Source organism: Cyclobacterium sp. (assembly GCF_014762705.1).
In the GTDB taxonomy this organism is placed as follows: domain Bacteria; phylum Bacteroidota; class Bacteroidia; order Cytophagales; family Cyclobacteriaceae; genus Cyclobacterium.
Genome location: NZ_JABURL010000094.1, coordinates 65,918 through 83,371 on the forward strand (window position 1 = coordinate 65,918; position 17,454 = coordinate 83,371).

At 42.2% G+C, this 17,454-nt stretch carries 10 protein-coding genes; all 10 read right to left on the minus strand.

Features of this window, described 5'->3' with window-relative positions; translation table 11 throughout:
* Positions 1–174: 174 nt before the first annotated feature.
* Positions 175–783, minus strand: coding sequence for a Uma2 family endonuclease (locus tag HUJ21_RS18085; RefSeq protein ID WP_291371969.1), 609 nt, complete (start codon positions 781–783; stop codon positions 175–177).
* 242 nt (positions 784–1,025) lie between these two features.
* The gene (locus HUJ21_RS18090; RefSeq protein ID WP_291371970.1) at positions 1,026–1,634 is read right to left on the minus strand and encodes a Uma2 family endonuclease; all 609 of its coding nucleotides are present in this window, start codon (positions 1,632–1,634) and stop codon (positions 1,026–1,028) included.
* A gap of 88 nt (positions 1,635–1,722) precedes the next feature.
* The gene (locus HUJ21_RS18095) at positions 1,723–3,651 is read right to left on the minus strand and encodes a sulfatase-like hydrolase/transferase (protein WP_291371971.1); all 1,929 of its coding nucleotides are present in this window, start codon (positions 3,649–3,651) and stop codon (positions 1,723–1,725) included.
* Entirely contained in the window at positions 3,648–5,282 is a 1,635-nt protein-coding gene (locus HUJ21_RS18100; RefSeq protein WP_291371972.1) for a sulfatase, read from the minus strand. Before HUJ21_RS18100 ends, HUJ21_RS18095 begins: the two co-directional genes overlap by 4 nt.
* Before the next feature lie 280 nt (positions 5,283–5,562).
* Positions 5,563–7,194: a sulfatase gene (locus HUJ21_RS18105; protein ID WP_291371973.1), complete on the minus strand. Its 1,632-nt coding sequence runs from the start codon at positions 7,192–7,194 to the stop codon at positions 5,563–5,565.
* Between the two features lie 90 nt (positions 7,195–7,284).
* Positions 7,285–8,994 carry a RagB/SusD family nutrient uptake outer membrane protein gene (locus tag HUJ21_RS18110; RefSeq protein WP_291371974.1) on the minus strand — a complete coding sequence of 570 codons (1,710 nt, stop codon included), beginning with the start codon at positions 8,992–8,994 and terminating at the stop codon, positions 7,285–7,287.
* A gap of 19 nt (positions 8,995–9,013) precedes the next feature.
* Positions 9,014–12,187 (minus strand): SusC/RagA family TonB-linked outer membrane protein, encoded by a 3,174-nt coding sequence (locus HUJ21_RS18115; protein ID WP_291371975.1) that lies wholly within the window; start codon positions 12,185–12,187, stop codon positions 9,014–9,016.
* Positions 12,188–12,533: 346 nt separating this feature from the next.
* The gene (locus tag HUJ21_RS18120; RefSeq protein ID WP_291371976.1) at positions 12,534–14,120 is read right to left on the minus strand and encodes a sulfatase-like hydrolase/transferase; all 1,587 of its coding nucleotides are present in this window, start codon (positions 14,118–14,120) and stop codon (positions 12,534–12,536) included.
* The gene (locus HUJ21_RS18125; protein ID WP_291371977.1) at positions 14,107–15,930 is read right to left on the minus strand and encodes an arylsulfatase; all 1,824 of its coding nucleotides are present in this window, start codon (positions 15,928–15,930) and stop codon (positions 14,107–14,109) included. Before HUJ21_RS18125 ends, HUJ21_RS18120 begins: the two co-directional genes overlap by 14 nt.
* A gap of 19 nt (positions 15,931–15,949) precedes the next feature.
* Positions 15,950–17,446, minus strand: coding sequence for a RagB/SusD family nutrient uptake outer membrane protein (locus tag HUJ21_RS18130; RefSeq protein ID WP_291371978.1), 1,497 nt, complete (start codon positions 17,444–17,446; stop codon positions 15,950–15,952).
* Between the last annotated feature and the right edge of the window lie 8 nt (positions 17,447–17,454).

The following is a 17,454-nucleotide window of genomic DNA, read 5'->3' on the forward strand; positions in this document are numbered from 1 at the left end:
CAAAACTATTTTTTTTTAAATTTTATTAACCAAAAACGTTCGGAATGTGTGGTTGGCACCAGCTTTTTCCAGGTGATATGCCAGGTTTTTTATCCATGTTCAACTAGTTAGCAACTTCCGCCGAATCCACTAGTTGCGTTTTTGGCCTTATCCGAATTAGGATTGGTATCTCCATTATTCGATATCCCCAAAAAACTCCTCTAAACCCAGTTTAAATCCCTGGATTACCCTGGACTCCACCACATCCCCTGAAGTAAAAAGCCGAGAAGGTTTATACTTTCCATTGATGAAGCTGTAAATGAGCAAATCCCGGGTTTCGGCATGAATGATCCAATATTCGCCGACTCCGTTAGACTCATACAACTCAAACTTATGCTTCAATTCGGTTTTGCTGTTACCCGGAGATAAAATTTCCACGATCAGGTCCGGTGCTCCGATGCAACCTCGCTCATCCAATTTCTCCGGATCACAAATCACACAAATATCCGGCTGTACCACATCATGTATTTTCTTATCTTCTTTGGATGACTTTGGAAAGCGCACATCGAAGGGCGCATTGTAAACTTGACAGGGTTTTTTCTCCAAAAAGTTATAGAGTTTAGCAGCTAACTTTATTGAAATCCGCTGATGGATGCGTTTGGGAGCAGCCGCAGCTTTCTTAAAAATCTTCCCTTTGATCAGCTCGACCACTTCCTCCATCTGCCAGGTCAGGTAGTCGGCATAGGAATGGTTACTGTATTCCAAATCCGGTTCTTTGAGAGTATCGGGCTTTTTGGTATTCATGATATAAATATACCGAAATGAGACCTATATTTCGAAAAATGCAACCGGATCTATCACAAAACAGTCAATCGTTGCCGTTTTTTGACAAAACGATGGAGTCGTCGTCTATTTTCCTGCAATTTCCGCTTTTCTCCATATTTACGAACTTTCACACTTTATCCTGGTTAAAATATTAACTAACTTCTACAGGATCAACCTGTTGTATACTTGTTCTTTATCGGATAATGCAATGATTTTAAGGACTAATCGATATCTTCAAAAAACGCTTCCAAATCCAACTCAAACCCTTTGATTACATTTGATTCCACTACATCTCCGGAGGTAAAAAGCCGCGAAGGCTCATACTTTCCTTTGATCAGGCTATAAATGAGCAAATCCCGGGTTTCCGCATGGATGATCCAATATTCCCGGACTCCGTTAGACTCATACAGCTCAAACTTATGCTTCAATTCGGTTTTACTATTGCCCGGAGATAAAATTTCCACGATCAGGTCTGGTGCTCCGATGCAACCTCGCTCATCCAGTTTTCCTGGATCGCAAATCACACAGATATCGGGCTGAACAACATCGTATATTTTTTTATCTTCTTGGGATGAGGTTGGAAACCGCACATCGAATGGGGCAGAATAAACCTGGCATTTTTTCCCTTTCAGAAAATTACCTAACCTTAAAAATAACTCGCCCGAAACTTTTTGATGAATCCTTTTCGGAGAAGCAGCTGCTTTTTTAAAAATTTTCCCTTTGATCAATTCGACCACTTCATCCATCTGCCAGGTAAGGTAGTCGGCATAGGAATAGCCCTGGTAATCAAAATCAGGTTCTTCGACTGTATCGGGTTTTTTGGTATCCATGATATAAATATACCGAATTGGGACCTATATTTCGAAACATGCAGCAATATTTCCATACCGACTCCAATTCCGCCCATATTTTTTGCGTTCAATAGACCTTTCTACGTTCCGGAAAAAGTGCGATCGCATCATCGATAATGCGCTGGGGGTAGCCCAAATCAGATCCGGGATCTCCTGATACAAATTCTTTTTCTTTAAAAGCTTTCCAATGATCCAGGCTAAGCCGGTCATCTGTATGGCTGTATTGAAAGGCATTGAGGGCCTGGAGTAAGACGTAGCCGTTATCTGTAACATTTGCTTCCTTCATGATCGCTTCAAAAGCTGCCTCCGGGTCTCCGCATAGCCCAAGTGCCTGTGCGGCCATGATTCTATTGGCTGCAGATTCATCTTCCCTGACCATGGCTTTCAAACTGTTTTGCAGAACATCGCTTTGATCCGGATTTAGAAAAATCCCATAAGCTCCCCAATACCGGATGATGGGGTTTTTATCCTTAAGGTACGGAAGTAAATTTTCAGTGCTTTCAACCGTTGCGGTTTTGGCTGCCTTCAGTATTTTCCGGATAGGATAATCTTTACTTTGGGCGAATTCATACAGTGTGGCATATTTTTTTTCGGCACCTGCGAGTTCATGAAACATGGGTTCCGGGATCAGCCCCACATCCCTGGTCTTCACCATCCAGCGATCCAGTTCTTTGGATAGTTTTTCCATCCGGATTTCCAGTGCTGCCTGATCCACAAGGTTTGTCACCTGCCAGGGATCATTTTTGGTATCAAAAAATTGCACCACAGGCTTTGGCTCGTAAAACTGAGACTGAACCTCATCGGTTTTACCCTCCTCATGAGCCGCCTCATAAGCCCTCCAATTGGCCTGTACCTGGTAGCCGTACCTTGAATCCCTGCCTCTGGGTCTGTGGGGCATAAAATTTCTGATAAAATAGTATTTTCCGTCCGTCACTGCTCTGGAGAAATCGTATCGCTCCGCCATTCTATCCCTGAAAAAATGGACAAATTCAGGTGATTTTTCGGAATCCTTTCCCAGAAATGATTTTCCCTGCATGATGGCAGGAATTTCATTTCCGGTGATGGAAAGTAAAGTGGGTGCCAAATCCACGAAACTAACCAATGACCCGTCCACCTCTCCCGCTGACACAGATGACAAGTGTTTCCATTTGTCGGGAAGGTGTACCATCATGGGCACCTGGGTGCCCACATTGTAGATATACCGCTTGGATCGGGAAAGCTGCCCTCCATGATCCGAGTAGAAAAAAACGATGGTGTTTTCAGTAAGTCCCGCATCCTCCAGTTCCTGTAGCAAGTCCCCCACCTGGCTGTCCATCAAAGTAATCAGGTCATGGAAACGGGCCCAGTCCTCCCTGATTTCAGGAAGATCCGGGTGATAAGGAGGAAGCTGAATGTCGGCTGGATCGATTCGCGGTTTCTCCGGAATCATTTCATTTTCCACATAATGGTCTATTCTCTGCTTACTAAGCTGGCTTTCGTGGGTAACTGTCAGATTAAAAACAGCAAAGAAGGGCTGATCCGCTGCCCTGTTTTTATAATGCGCTTCATTGCTGGATTCGTCCCATAGTTCAGGGTCATTGATAAAGTTGGAATTGTAATCTTTCTTGCTATTGTTTGTACAATAATAGCCTGCCTCCCTTAATATTTTGGGGTAGGCAGGGATCTGCTCCGGCAATTGCACCCTGGTTCTCATTTGGTGTGTACCAGTAGTGGAGGCATACATTCCAGACAGGATTGTGGCCCTTGCTACTGCACATACAGGTGCATTGGCATACGCATTACTGAATTGGATAGCCCTTTTTGCCAGCTTATCCAGGTTTGGCGTGTGCGCCTGTGCAAAGCCATAACTGCCCAGGTAGGGGCTGATATCCTCGCAGGTGATCCAGAGTACGTTTGGCCTGTCAGTGGGTGTTTCCTGGGCCATAATCCACCTGCTCAGCAGTAGTAGAAAAAGCAAAACGATTGAAGCCCGTCCGGACGGATGTAAAAAGTTCATTTTAGTGTACTTCCTTCGATTGGTTTTGGAAATTCCCTCATGGGGCTGTAACGCAGGTAAGAATCAAAAACTTCCGGATCGGGACCTACCACCCGCGGATCTTTTGTTTCCCTCAGCTCGGCCAACAGGGCCTGCCGCAATTCTTCTTTGATTTCGGCATATTCCGGATCATCGGCCAGGTTATTCATGCATTCGGGATCCGATTGGATATCATATAGTAGCACTTCCGGGTTTTTTTCGAAAGCTGCTTCAAAAAACGGTCGCACGTCTTCATCATCCCGGTTTTCGACAAGATAGGATTTTGTAGGCGCCGCATCCACATCCGTAAATGCCCAATCGGAATGATGCTCGCCATCTTCATCCATTCCATAAAGGGGAAGGAGCTCATCCTGGTTGTCGGGATTGATACGCTGAGGGGCACCTGCGGGCCAGCGATCAGGCTTGATGTTCCAGATCAGCAGGTGATCCTGACTGCGAATGACCCGCTGTGGATAGCCCCTATTTTCATAGCGGGAGGAAGAATGTCGCTCACGCCCCGAAAAGACATATTTCCTGGAGGGATCGATATCTCCATGTTCTTCTGATTCCAATAGGTGCCGGAGACTTTTTCCCGTGATGGGCAACATGCCCTCGTCACTGGTTTCTGTCAGATCCAGAATCGTAGGTGCCAAATCAATAAAATTAACGGGATCATTTACCATTCTGTCTCCTGGAAATGCCTTAGGATACCTGACAGCTAAGGGGACATGGATACCGTAGTCATAACCATTGGCTTTTGCTCTCGGGAAAGCCATGCCATTATCTGAAGTGACGATAATAATGGTGTTGTCCAGCTCTCCTGTTTCCTCCAGGTATTCCAGCATGTACTGCAGGTGCTGGTCAAACCATTCGATTTCCACAGCATAATCCAGGAGATCCCCCCTTACTATGGGGTGATCGGGTAGGAAGCCGGGAACTTCCGCATCGGAAAGTTTTTTATCGGTGCGTTTCCAGGAATCCTGCTCAAAGGCCCGGTGGGGTTCGGTGGCCCCATACCAAAAGAAGAAAGGATCGTCATTCTCTCTTACATTTTCCATGAAATATTTGAAATTTTCAAAATAATTCAGGGAATTGATTTGAGCGGCGGGCCGTTTATCGACCTCCGTACCAGTCTCATACCGTATATTGCTATGTGCTATGCCAGCGGCATCTGTCTCCCTCCATAGGGAATCATTTTCGTCCCGGGCATAGCGGAAAGGGGATACTCCTTTTCCGGTACGACCGGTGATATAGCCATTCTGGTCCAAAAGGTCCACGAAAGGTACATGCTTTTTGAGCCAGGGGGCTGCATGCTGGCCGGATTGTTCGTTTTGCCAGTGATGACGGCCGGTAATGATGCTGCTTCTGGAAGGCGCGCACCCGGGTGAACCGGCGATACAATTGGTAAAGTAAACTCCTTCCCTGGCCACCCGGTCAAAGGCCGGGGTATTTACAAATTTACTTCCGGCAAAGCTGGTATGGTAATAAGACTGGTCATCGCTGATGACAAAGAGGATATTGGGAGATTTAATTGCTGAATCCTGGTTGCTGGAAGAGCAGCCGTAGATCAACAGGATGGTTACTACAACAAGTAATTTCTGGGCATTTTTCATTTAATTGAGACTTTATTTTTCTGAACTTCTTGATTAAATACCAATGTTACAGCGTAAATCGATTATTCATCTGATTGTATTGGACATACCTTTCTGCCAGTTTTCCCAAATTTGGTAAAGACAACTGATCAAATCCATAAGTTCCTCTACATGAACTGATATCCTTGCGGGTTTTCTATGGTACATTGAGCCAACCATAATCAAATTTGGGACAGACCTGGCTTCCTCAAAACAGGCTTAATATAAAGATTATATACCCTCCTAAGGTAGGAAGAAGAAATCACTTTAATGTACTATTTTCGGTTGGTTTTGGAAAATCTCTCATGTTCATGTAACGCGGATAGGAATCAAAAACTTCCGTGTCAGGTCCCACCACTCGGGGATCTTCTGTCTCTCTTAGTTCGCTTATTAATACCTCTTTCATTTCTTCTTTGATCCTTTCATAGTCAGGGTCATCTGCCAGGTTGTTCATGCAATCTGGGTCCGATTGTATATTATAAAGGAGCACTTCGGGATTTTTTTCGAAGGCAGCTTCAAAAAATGGTCTAATCGCCTTATCTTCCCGATTTTCAATTATAAAGGATTTGGTAGGCGTCGCACCCACATCTGTAAATGCCCAATCGGAATGATGTATCCCGTTTTCATCGATGCCATATTGTGGAAGCAACTCGTTTTCATTTTCAGGATTTATGCGTTGAGGTGCACCTGCCGGCCAGCGATCGGGTTTCATATTCCAGATCAATAAATGTTCCTGGCTCCTGATCACTCGCTGGGGATACCCCCAGTTTTGGTAGCGTGATGAGGAATGGCGTTCGCGTCCCGAAAAAACATATTGTCTTGAAGGATCCACTGTGCCCTCTCTGGAAGATTCCAAAATATTCCGAATACTTTTGCCAGTAATAGGCAACATTCCCTCTGCACTGGTATTTGTCAGGTCAAGTATGGTGGGTGCCAGGTCAATAAAATTAACCGGATCGTCAACTATACGACCCCGGGGAAATGCGCGGGGATACCTGATAGCCAAAGGGACGTGAATTCCGTAATCATAGCCATTGGCCTTTGCTCTCGGAAAAGGCATGCCATTATCCGAGGTCACGATGATGATGGTATTTTCCAATTCACCGGTTCCTTCCAGGTATTTCAGCATGTACTGTAGGTGCTGGTCAAACCATTCGATTTCTACGGCATAATCCAGGAGATTACCCCTTACAACCGGGTGGTCGGGCAGAAAGGCGGGAACCTCCACATCCGATAATTTTTTTTTAGTTCTTTTCCAGAAATCCTGTTCGTAGGGTAGATGTGGTTCTGTGGAACCGTACCAGAAAAAGAAAGGAGCATCACCCCGAACATTCTCCATAAAAAACTTAAAATTTTCAAAGTAATCCACAGTACTGATGCCTGTAGAGGGCCTTACATCTCCTTCGGTTCCTGGTTCATACTGAATGTTACTATGAATTACTCCGGCCGCATCTGTTTCCCGCCACAGTGAGTCATTGTTATCCCGGGCGTACTGAAAAGGGGATACGCCCTTCCCGGTACGTCCGGTGATATAGCCATTCTGATCCAGCATATCTACAAAAGGCACGTGCTTTTTGAGCCATGGGGCCGCATGTTGGCCGGATTGCTCATTTTGCCAATGATGGCGGCCGGTAATGATGCTGCTTCTGGAAGGCGCACAACCTGGCGAACCTGCAATACAATTCGTAAAATATACCCCTTCCCTGGCTACCCTGTCAAAGGCAGGGGTATTTACAAAATCACTACCCGCAAAGCTGGTATGGTAATAAGACTGGTCATCACTGATAACAAATAAGATATTAGGACTGTGATTTACGGACTCTTCCTCCCCCGAAGAACAACTGTAGATCAACAAAATGGATAATACTCCGAGTAATTTAAGCTTTTTTCTCATTTATATTTGAAGTTTTGTTCTTCAATATACCTAAGCAAAACTGAGAAGAATACGCATATTTCAGCCCTGAAATAGTAACTATCTCCACTTTCACTCCGCAGCATAACCTGGATTTTGGGCTAGTGTTGCACCCGTATTCCGTTCAATTTCGGAAAAGGGAATGGGGAATAAATTATGATAAGGCTGTACATCCACGCCAAAATTGGTCACATCAGGTCTTCCTTCACAATACCTGTTTGTTCGATCAAAGAGTAATCCCAGTCGGTTAAGTGTAAGGCGTCGCTTCTCTTCCACTCCCAATTCCCGCATTCGTTCATCCAGGATAAAATCGATATCTACTTCTCCCGAACTTACCGGCATGGCATTGGCCCTGTCCCTGACCACATTGATATCACTGGCAGCTTCTGTCAATTGGTTATTGCCAAGATAGGCTTCTGCGCGGAGCAGATAGGTTTCTGCCAGGCGGATATGGTATTGGTCACTGTAAGTAGTTCCTGCAGTGGCCGCATTCAGCGTCATCAAGTTTGGATCTACAAAGAGTTCAGGTGGATGTTGACCAGGGGTAGTGACCTTGGACTGATAAGGATAGAAAAACCTAATGGTATCATTCAGAGATTGCCTGAACAAAGGCATGTGATCGGAAATATTTTGTCCATACCATTCAGATTCCGGGTTATTAAAGGCCACATCCCGGATAAAATTATGCTCGGAATTGCGCATATCCTCCCAATCATCCTCCCAGATTCCATAATTGAGATGGTTGGTACCTCTAAACCGACCAATGCCTCTCCCTCCCGTATTGTCCGATACACCAAGAGGTAGAAAGGGAGCGACCCCCGACGGATCTCTTACTATAAAACTCCAGGGTCTGGGGGCATGGTCTCTTTCCAATTGGGGACCTTGCCTACTTGAAGATGAAACAGCACCTCCAGGAACATCCACTTCGTATTGCCATACCCAAATCCCTTCGGTATTACCCACTCCTCTGTTTTGGTTGAATCTCCTGAATAAATCCCAGTAAACATCTCCTTCTTCATTGGCAAGAGATCCAAATCGCTCAGTCATCAATGCAGTATTTGGATCGTCAATTACCATGCTGGCTGCTGTGATTGCATCCGTCCACCTTTCCAAAGTCACATAAACTTCAGCCAATATATGATAGGCGGCCAGGTTATTGACTTCCCCATCCCTTACTGCGGTGATACCTGGAAGGTTGGCTGCAGCAAATTCCAAATCTTCGGCGGCCTGAAAGTATACTTCCTCCCGGCTTGCCCTGACATAATCGGTTTTGGGAGAACTTACCTCCTCCAGTTCCAGGGGCACTCCACCGAAAAGGTGGGCGAGGTTCCGATAAGCAAAACCACGAAATAATTTGGCCTGAGCTTCAATCAGGGATTTTTCCTGATCGCTCATGACTGAATTATCCATTCTGTTCAGTATGATATTGGCTCCAGATATTACCCGGTAATATTGTCGCCAATGGAATTCCACCATTTCGCTGGTGGGCAGTAAAGTGGCTAAATAAGAACCGAATCGCACATTGAGTTGATTGGCACCATTATAACCCAGATCGGTCCCATAGATATAATCCAAAGGCCTGTGCTCTCCATCGGATAAAATCACCCTGGATTGGTCATAAAGCGCATATACGGCAGCATTGAAATCCGAGAAGGTAATATAGGAATTTTCCGGGCTGGCAAAATCCAAAGGGACTTCCTCCAGAATCGCTGATTCATCACAACCTGAAATTCCAATTAGCAAAATTCCTGCGCAAAGTATGATATAGTTTAATATTTTCATGATTCTTTATTTTTGGTGATTAAAAACTGACATCCAAACCAGCTGAAAAACCTTTCATTACAGGCAATCCGGAAGGATCCAATCCACTTCCCGTTTCAGGATCCCAGCCTACCCAATTGGTCCAGGTAGCCAGGTTTTTTCCACTTACAAATAATTTCAACCCCTGGATTCCAAACTGCTGGATGAGGTTTTGATTAAACCTGTACGCCAGGGTAACGTCCTGAAGCCTTACGAAACTGCGATCGTTATAATAGCGGTAATTAATACCAGCCTCTTGTTCCTGATCTCTGAAAAGTGCATCGGGATTGGATGGGGTCCAATAATCATAATCCACGAATATATTATTTCTTCGGGCATTGTCCGATTGCCCAAAATTAGTTGTGTTAAGCCCTATATATCCATCTTTCCCGCCTTGGATAGAATTGATAAAGAACCTGAAGGTGAAATTTTTGTAGCTGAATTCATTCATCAATCCAAATCTAAAGGCCGGTTCGTTTCTACCAATGATCACCCGATCATTGGCATCCACTAGGCCATCATTATTTTGATCTACTATCTGATGGGTTCCTACAAAAAAGCCAGGAGTACCTTCCTCACCCAATTGGATGATTCCGGCTGATTCATATTCATAAATGGAATTGATGGATTCTCCAATAAACAAACCGCTGCCGATCAAATCGTCTTCTACCCCATCTCCATCAGTATCCAGGCCTAATAAAGAAACGATTCGGTTTCTATTAGAGGAAACATTAAAATTTGCATTCCAGTTAAATTCGCCTGAATTCATTACATCACCTTTCAAAACGAATTCCACTCCCCTATTGGCGATCTCACCAACGTTAGTAGAGATATTGTTAAAGCCAGTTATTTCTGGGATATTGATACTGTAGAGCAAATCATTGGTGGTATTTTGATAATAATCCAGGGTACCGGTTAATCGGCTATCGAATAAAGAAAAGTCAAAACCAAAATTATATCCTGTAGTGGTCTCCCAAGACAAATCTGCATTGGAAAGGGTGGTTACACGCTGACCAAAAATGGTGGATCCTCCTTCCCCAAATACATATGCGGGATAAAGAGAGACCCTTGCCAGAGAAGAATACCTGCTTGTCAGGTTACCATTCGTACCATATGAACCCCTGAATTTCAGGTAATTGAACATCGACTGGTCCATAAAGCCTTCTTCACTGAGCACCCAACCCACCCCCAATGATGGAAAAATACCGAATTTATTGTTTTCTGAAAATCCGGAAAAACCATCTCTACGGACCGTGGCGGTAATCAGGTATTTTTCACTGAAATCATAATTGATTCTAGCCGTTTGGTACAAGTAACTTTCATCCCAGGCACTGGACTGGATCAATTGAAGTTGTCCAAGGCTGAGGTCGTTGTACCCCAGGCCTAAATTGGTGTAATTGGTGCCATTTGCCTGGGTGCTTTCATTTTTCAGCTCTCTTCGACCTGCCACCATGGTCAGGTTGATGGTGTGGTCGTTGTTAAAGGTTCTGCGGTAGGTTAGAATATTATCCAAAGTCCAGTCATAGGCATGGTAATTACGCTTAAAAGCCAAGCCTGCCGCTCCTGCACCAAATTCATTGCTTCTGTAGTGCCTCCTCCAGGTATAATTGTTTCCAAAGTTTATTCGGAAGTTCAATCCTTCGATATACGGAATTTCAAGGTCCATATATACATTGGCAAATAGGTTATTTCTTTTGTCAAAATCATTTGACAAAGAACTCAGGAAAGGGTTGGATCTTAAAGATCCATCAGGATTCAAGATCACATTTCCGGCTTCATCTCTGGGACGAACCAAGGGAGACATCTGGGTAATACTTCCCAGCGAGGGAATTTCACCGGAATTGTCTGCAAAGGAGCCAAATGTCTGTACCCCAAATCGAAAACCCTCTAAAATTTGGTGATCCAAGTTTATTCTGGCCGTGATCCGCTCAAACTGGTCATTCATGATAAATCCTTCCTGCTTGGTATAGCCGCCGGAAAGAAAATAGGAAGTCGATTCTGAGGCTCCTCTAACACTTAAATTATGATTATTAATGAACCCTGTTTGTGTGGCGGCTTCCCACCAATCAAAATCATTTCCATTTTCAAACCCTTCATATAAAGCAGGTTCTAGTAATGCTCCTACATTATAATCGGGATTAGGTTGGGTATAATCTGGCGGAAGAAAGGATTCTCGCCAATCCTGATCCCTCACTTTATTCAGGAATCCCTCCCTGTCCAATAACTTGAGACTATTGGTGGGGGTTTGCGTGGTGTAGGTTCCGGTGTAATTGAATATGGGTTTTTGCTCTGCTTTACCACTTTTAGTGGTAATCATGATCACTCCATTGGCGGCCTGCGCACCAAAAATAGCCATGCTACTGGCATCCTTTAATACATCTATGGATTCAATATCATTGGGATTCAGATCGCTGAGGCTTCCGGTAAATATGATGCCATCTACTACTATTAATACACTCTGATTACCACTCAGTGTAGTCCTTCCCCGAACAGAAATGGATGGATTCTGGCCTGCCCGGTTGACCTGACCCACGTTTAATCCTGGCACGGAACCCTGCAAAGACTGGGCAATATTCACATTTGGCGATTCCCGGAAAGCGTCTATGTTGGCTCTCACCACGGACCCGGTAACATCTCTTTTCTTTTGGGTACCGTACCCGATCACCACCACTTCCTCCAGTGAGGAAGCATCCTGCAAAAGGGTGATGTTAATGGTCGTTTGAGACCCGATAGCTACTGTTTTGGATTCATACCCAATGTAAGAAAAAACCAGGGTGGCATCATCCGGAACAGACATGGAATAGTTGCCATCAATATTTGTCACGGTACCCGTAGTAGTTCCAAGCACGGTTATGGTTGCTCCCGGCAATGGCTCCCCGTTTTCATCGGTTACGATTCCGGAGATTTCGATGTCTGCATTTAAGGCCATCAGGTCCTTTACAGGACCTTTAAAGTTTATGAAATGTAGACTGATATTATTGGAGCCAGCATTTGTTCCGCCAATAAATTCACTTTCGTGTAGGGGTAGGCCAGCAGCCGCAAGTTGTCCAATAATAAGGAGGGATAAACAGCATCCAAAAAACACTTTTCTAACAGGTTTACATTTTTGCCTGATCTTTTTCGGATAGCAACAAAAATCAATTTCTTTGTTCCTGCAATTATTCTTTATTTTCATCACAGTGGGGTTTATTGTATAAAATTAAATTTACTCGGATAAATCCGGTCAAGTATCCATTATTTTACCCATCATGTGTAGTATGTTAGCTAAAGCATGAGAAAAAGTTTAGGTTTTTTGTGATGGAATCAGTTCTTAAAACAATTAAAATAGAATGTTAATTTTGAATCGATAGTGTTTTAAATATATTAGCTGAGAAAAATTTACCATTTTCAAGGGCCTAAAGCAATAGCACTGTAAGCAACTATTTTTCTTTGGTTGAGGCAGTTAAACTTCCTCATAATTGTAAACTGATATTGCCAGATTATTTAAAATTTACTTCATAATAACCTCCTTGCGCCACTGTTTAATTACTAAATTTAACATACTTTTTTTCAAAAATATTTAACATATCACGTAATTCATTAGCAATATCTACATAATTTGGATCATCTATGAGATTGTTTATTTCAAGAGGATCTTCTTCCATTTTATAAAGATATTCTACAACGGGATTATTCTCATGGTATCTGATGTATTTATAATTGGGTGTCCTGACAAATTTTGATCGAATGGATTGATAATGTTCTGTAGGAGGTACTTCAGAAGGAACAGGATAATTATCATCGTAATTATTTTCACCATAAACTGCATCATGTACCTTTTCTTTTTCCCCGAGAACAATTGGCATGAAACTATTCCCTGGATAATTTTTAGGAATGTCTATTCCTGCTATGTCCAGTAAGGTAGGTGCAATATCAACATGGGAAATAAGGCCCTTTTCTCTTCTTATGCCCTCCTTTTTTGATATAGTAGGATCATAAACAATCATGGGAGTTTTAACTGATTCTTCATAAAGTAGGGACTTCCCCATTAGTTGTCTAGAACCAGCAAAAAAACCGTTATCAGAAGTGTATATGATTACTGTATTTTTTTCTATTCCTAATTTTTTTAATTCACCTCTTATTCTACCTACAGTATGGTCGATTCCAGAAATAAGTGCATAATAGTTTTTGATATATTCTTGATATATACTGTCAACTTCAATATGCCAATCGTGCCTGTAGCTTATTTTCTGACCGTAATAATCTTCTACCCTTCCAAAATACCACCGGGCATTGCGGCTTTTTTCTTTAACTACTTCAGGTAGTTTTTCATAGTACTCGGGCTTATCATTCACCATTCGAGGAATAAAGGGTCCAATATACTTTTTACTGAATTCTTGATCAGGAGTAAAAGGAGCATGTGGAGCTTTAAAACTAATTGATAAGCAGAAAGATTTGCCAGATAGAGTGGCTTTTCGAAAAAAATCAATGGCTTGATTTCCAATAAATTCAGTCAAATGCGAAGCTTTCCCATTATTTTCATAACCATTGAATTTACCATCTTTTGGGAAGTAACTTCCCTGACCTGGAAAACCGTTCCAAATATCAAAATGATGAGAAGGCATATAAGCTTTTTCATCTTGGAAATTTTTGTTTTTGACCTTTTTCCCATCTCCTACCGCAAATCCGAACTTCCCAATAAATCCAGTAAAATATTCATTACTACGTAATAACACCGGGTAACTGGTTTTGAATTCATCCTCAGTAATGATGTAGTTTGTTGGTCGGTCAAATCCCGATCCATGAGTACCCAAAAATTGTCCTGTCATAATAGAGCTTCGGCTGGGCTGGCAAATTGGGGCTACGCAATATGCATTTTCAAAAACAATTCCATCATATGCCATATTATCTAAATTTGGAGTAAGGACATTACTGTTACCCATGAAACCAAACGCATCTGCTCGCTGGTCATCTGCCATCAAAAATAAAATATTTGGCCTTTTATTGTCTTTGAGTATTTTTTTTTGACATCCAGAAAATAAATTAAATACAAAAAAACAAAGTATTAAAAGCAAAAACCGCCTGCTATCTTTAACATTTCTGTTCATCTCATCTCTAATCTTGGTCATTCATTTTTTCAATGTAGACATAATAGGAAGGATACATCCGGCCTTGATCATCCTGTAAAAAGGCAGTCATGTCATATTTCCCGGCAGGAATAAATCCAACAAAATCTACCTCGGCTTCATTGTTTATAATCGGCTTTGTTGTACTGATATCTGCTAAATAAAGAGTGGCTTCTTTTATATTTATCTGATTATTGCTGTTAGGCATAGGTTCGTTAATTTCAATGCTCCCTTTTTTGGCTGGGACATTTTGGTTGAAGGAAAGCCCGCTTTCCCGAGGATATCGCCGAAGACTAATTTTATACCTACCCTCATTAGCTATTTCAACTTTTAGAATACCTTTACCTCCTACCGCTTCTAATGCTCCGTGCTGGTGCCATGCATTTTTGTAAGGATATATATGCATGTCATGTGAACTAATACGAACAGGGTTCTCATAAGGAGTACCAACCTTTATGTATGCATAACGTTCATTGACTTGTTGCTCCATTAATGTAGCCCACCATTTGTTATAACTTTCCTGCAATCCGACCACCACTTCCGGAAACTCTGCTGCCACATCTTCTGATTGACCTGGATCCTTTTTGATGTTGTATAGCTCCTGACCATTTATTAATCTCCAAGTATCATCCATTACAGCCGACTTCCGCCATTTGACAAGATTAAGTGTTCGCTGGGAATCTACAATCAAAGTGCGGGCCTCCCATTTGTCGGTTTCTTCGCGTAACAGCGGTGCAAAACTTATCCCATCGACCTGCTTACCTCCCATCCATGATAAGCCAGCCAAATCAACTAAAGTAGGCAGGAGATCGATATGAGCGAGTAGCTGACTAATCTCTTTATTTCCGTTTATATGACCTTTAGGCCAACGAATGGCAAACGGCACGCGATGCCCACCATCATATTCACTACCCTTGGTACCTCGAAAACCTGCATTATATCCATAAATTCGTGCATCTCTTTCAGCATACCCTGCTGCCGTACCATTGTCGGTCATATATATAATAATCGTATTATCTGCCAATCCCAATTTTTGTAATTGGTCTTCCAGCCGCTTCACGTTTCGGTCAATATTTGTAATCATCCCATAAAATCGTTTTTGACGCTCCAATAAACGGTCTTCGTCTTTATAAAGATTATAGTATTCTTCCGGTACATGGAAGGGGCCATGAGGAGCATTGGTGGAGATATAGGCAAAAAATGGATTATCTTGATTCGCCTCTATAAACTTCATGCTTTCAGTAAAAAACACATCTGTACAGTATCCTTCATATTCTTGAGGTTCTCCATTTTTCCAATAGGTATCATTAAAGTAATTATTACCCCAGTAGTCTGGACCTTGAGTGATGCCCCCTCCACCATGTCTGACAACTTCCTGAAATCCTCTGTCTTCAGGTCGAAATGGATAATTATCACCAAGGTGCCATTTACCGAACATGCCCGTTGCGTAGCCATTTTCAGCAAAAATTTGGGGAAGAACCCTTTCATCCTCAAATAGTAAGCTACGACCTGCAATTGTATGCCAGGTACCAACCCGGTTAGTATAACGCCCTGTCATTAACGCCCCCCTGGTCGGAGAACAGGTAGGAGATACATGAAAATTTGTTGCCCGAATCGACTCTCGAAAGAATTGATCTAACGAGGGCGTTTTAATGATTTCATTACCGTTGTAGCCCAAGTCACCATATCCCTGATCATCAGTAATAATCACAATGACATTAGGTTTTTGTTCTACTTCTGAGTGATTACTGTTTCCACCAAAAACTGCCGAAAAGCTAAGCGATAGAGCAAGTATTGAAAAGCATAATTTCATATATTATATAATTTTGAAGTTAATATCCTAGGTTTTGTTCAAGATTAGGGTTATTTCTAATTTCCGGCGTTGGAATTGGAAATATTAGATCTTTTTCTTCCAAGGATACACCATCAACAAATTTATGTCCGACATAGTCATTAAATTGACCATTTGTGAAATCGTATCCTTTTCTTGTCCGTACCATATCAAACCATATCTCACCTTCAAAATATTGTTCATGCCATCTTTCTTTCCAAACCGCTTCTCTAAACTCTGATTTACTTAGTCCTGCAAGTTCAGGAAGATTAGCTCGAATCCTAATATTATTAATGGCCTCGTATGCTTCCGGAGTTGGGCCTGATAATTCGTTGGAAGCTTCTGCATAATCAAAGAGTACATCAGCATATCTGATGATTTGCCAATTAAGGCCTGATTGTGCGGAATTAAGGTGAGCATTCTCATCAAAGAATTTATAATTATAATAGTCTCCAAATTCTATTGTATTGCTTCTATCTGACTCTGACGAATATCTTGAAAAAAAGTATACCCCTTCCTCTGCTCTTTTGTCTCCGTTTTCGTAAGACTCAACAAATTCACGTTGTGCAAATGTAAAACCTTGTTCAGAGGAATATGCCGAAACTCCCAGTTTAAATGGTGTCAGACCAATCTGCAAAGCATTTGATGGTTGTTCTAACTCATCAAATTGAACCATAAAAATATGTTCGCCTGTATTGTCCTTACTTTTATCACGAAAAGCATCGTAGGAATCAAACAAGATGTATTCTTGAGCATCAATAACTTCTTTGGCTTTTGCTCTGGCCATTTCATAATAATTATTCCCCAATTCCAGGGGATAGCCTGCCATAGTCAAATATACGTCGGCCAGGAGAGATTTAACAGCGCCTAAAGTTACTCTTCCACTCTCATCATTAAAAGGCAAGCCTGCATCTTCAGCTATGCTCAGATCCTGTACAATCAAATCATAAATATCTTCAACTCGTGAGCGGTTTGGGTTTAAGTCTTCGCTTCCCAAATCTACAGGTTGTAAAATTAACGGAACATCGCCAAAAATTCTAACTAAATTAAAATAATAGTACGCCCGCAAGAATCGAACTTCTCCTATTAATCTGCTTTTTTGAGCTTCGTCCATATTAATACCAGGTATTCTTAATATCGCCAAATTGGCATTTCCAATACCTCGATAATGACTATTCCAGATTTGCTCCACAGAAGGATGATCAGCACTCATATCAAGATTCCTCACGAGAAAAAAGCTCGGGAACCCCCCGTTTGCAGAAAAAGTAGAATTAGCAGCACCGGTTCGCAATTCTGTTATCAGCCATGATTGCGCTGTATGAATTGGATATAAGCTTTGATAGGTTGCAGTCACAATTGATTCTGCATGAGAAGGTTGAGTAAAGTAATTATCCGTATTAAAATTAGATGGATCAATTTCAGTGAGAAAAGCTTCACAACCTGTTCCAATTATTAGAATACTTAATAACCAAGGGCGAAAGAATTTTGAAATATTCATAGTATTAT

Coding starts and splice junctions, on each gene's coding strand:
- HUJ21_RS18130 (WP_291371978.1), bottom strand. CDS start 17,446: ATGAATATTTCAAAATTCTTTCGCCCTTGGTTATTAAGTATTCTAATA.
- HUJ21_RS18095 (WP_291371971.1), bottom strand. CDS start 3,651: ATGAACTTTTTACATCCGTCCGGACGGGCTTCAATCGTTTTGCTTTTT.
- HUJ21_RS18105 (WP_291371973.1), bottom strand. CDS start 7,194: ATGAGAAAAAAGCTTAAATTACTCGGAGTATTATCCATTTTGTTGATC.
- HUJ21_RS18090 (WP_291371970.1), bottom strand. CDS start 1,634: ATGGATACCAAAAAACCCGATACAGTCGAAGAACCTGATTTTGATTAC.
- HUJ21_RS18115 (WP_291371975.1), bottom strand. CDS start 12,187: ATGAAAATAAAGAATAATTGCAGGAACAAAGAAATTGATTTTTGTTGC.
- HUJ21_RS18110 (WP_291371974.1), bottom strand. CDS start 8,994: ATGAAAATATTAAACTATATCATACTTTGCGCAGGAATTTTGCTAATT.
- HUJ21_RS18125 (WP_291371977.1), bottom strand. CDS start 15,930: ATGAAATTATGCTTTTCAATACTTGCTCTATCGCTTAGCTTTTCGGCA.
- HUJ21_RS18120 (WP_291371976.1), bottom strand. CDS start 14,120: ATGACCAAGATTAGAGATGAGATGAACAGAAATGTTAAAGATAGCAGG.
- HUJ21_RS18085 (WP_291371969.1), bottom strand. CDS start 783: ATGAATACCAAAAAGCCCGATACTCTCAAAGAACCGGATTTGGAATAC.
- HUJ21_RS18100 (WP_291371972.1), bottom strand. CDS start 5,282: ATGAAAAATGCCCAGAAATTACTTGTTGTAGTAACCATCCTGTTGATC.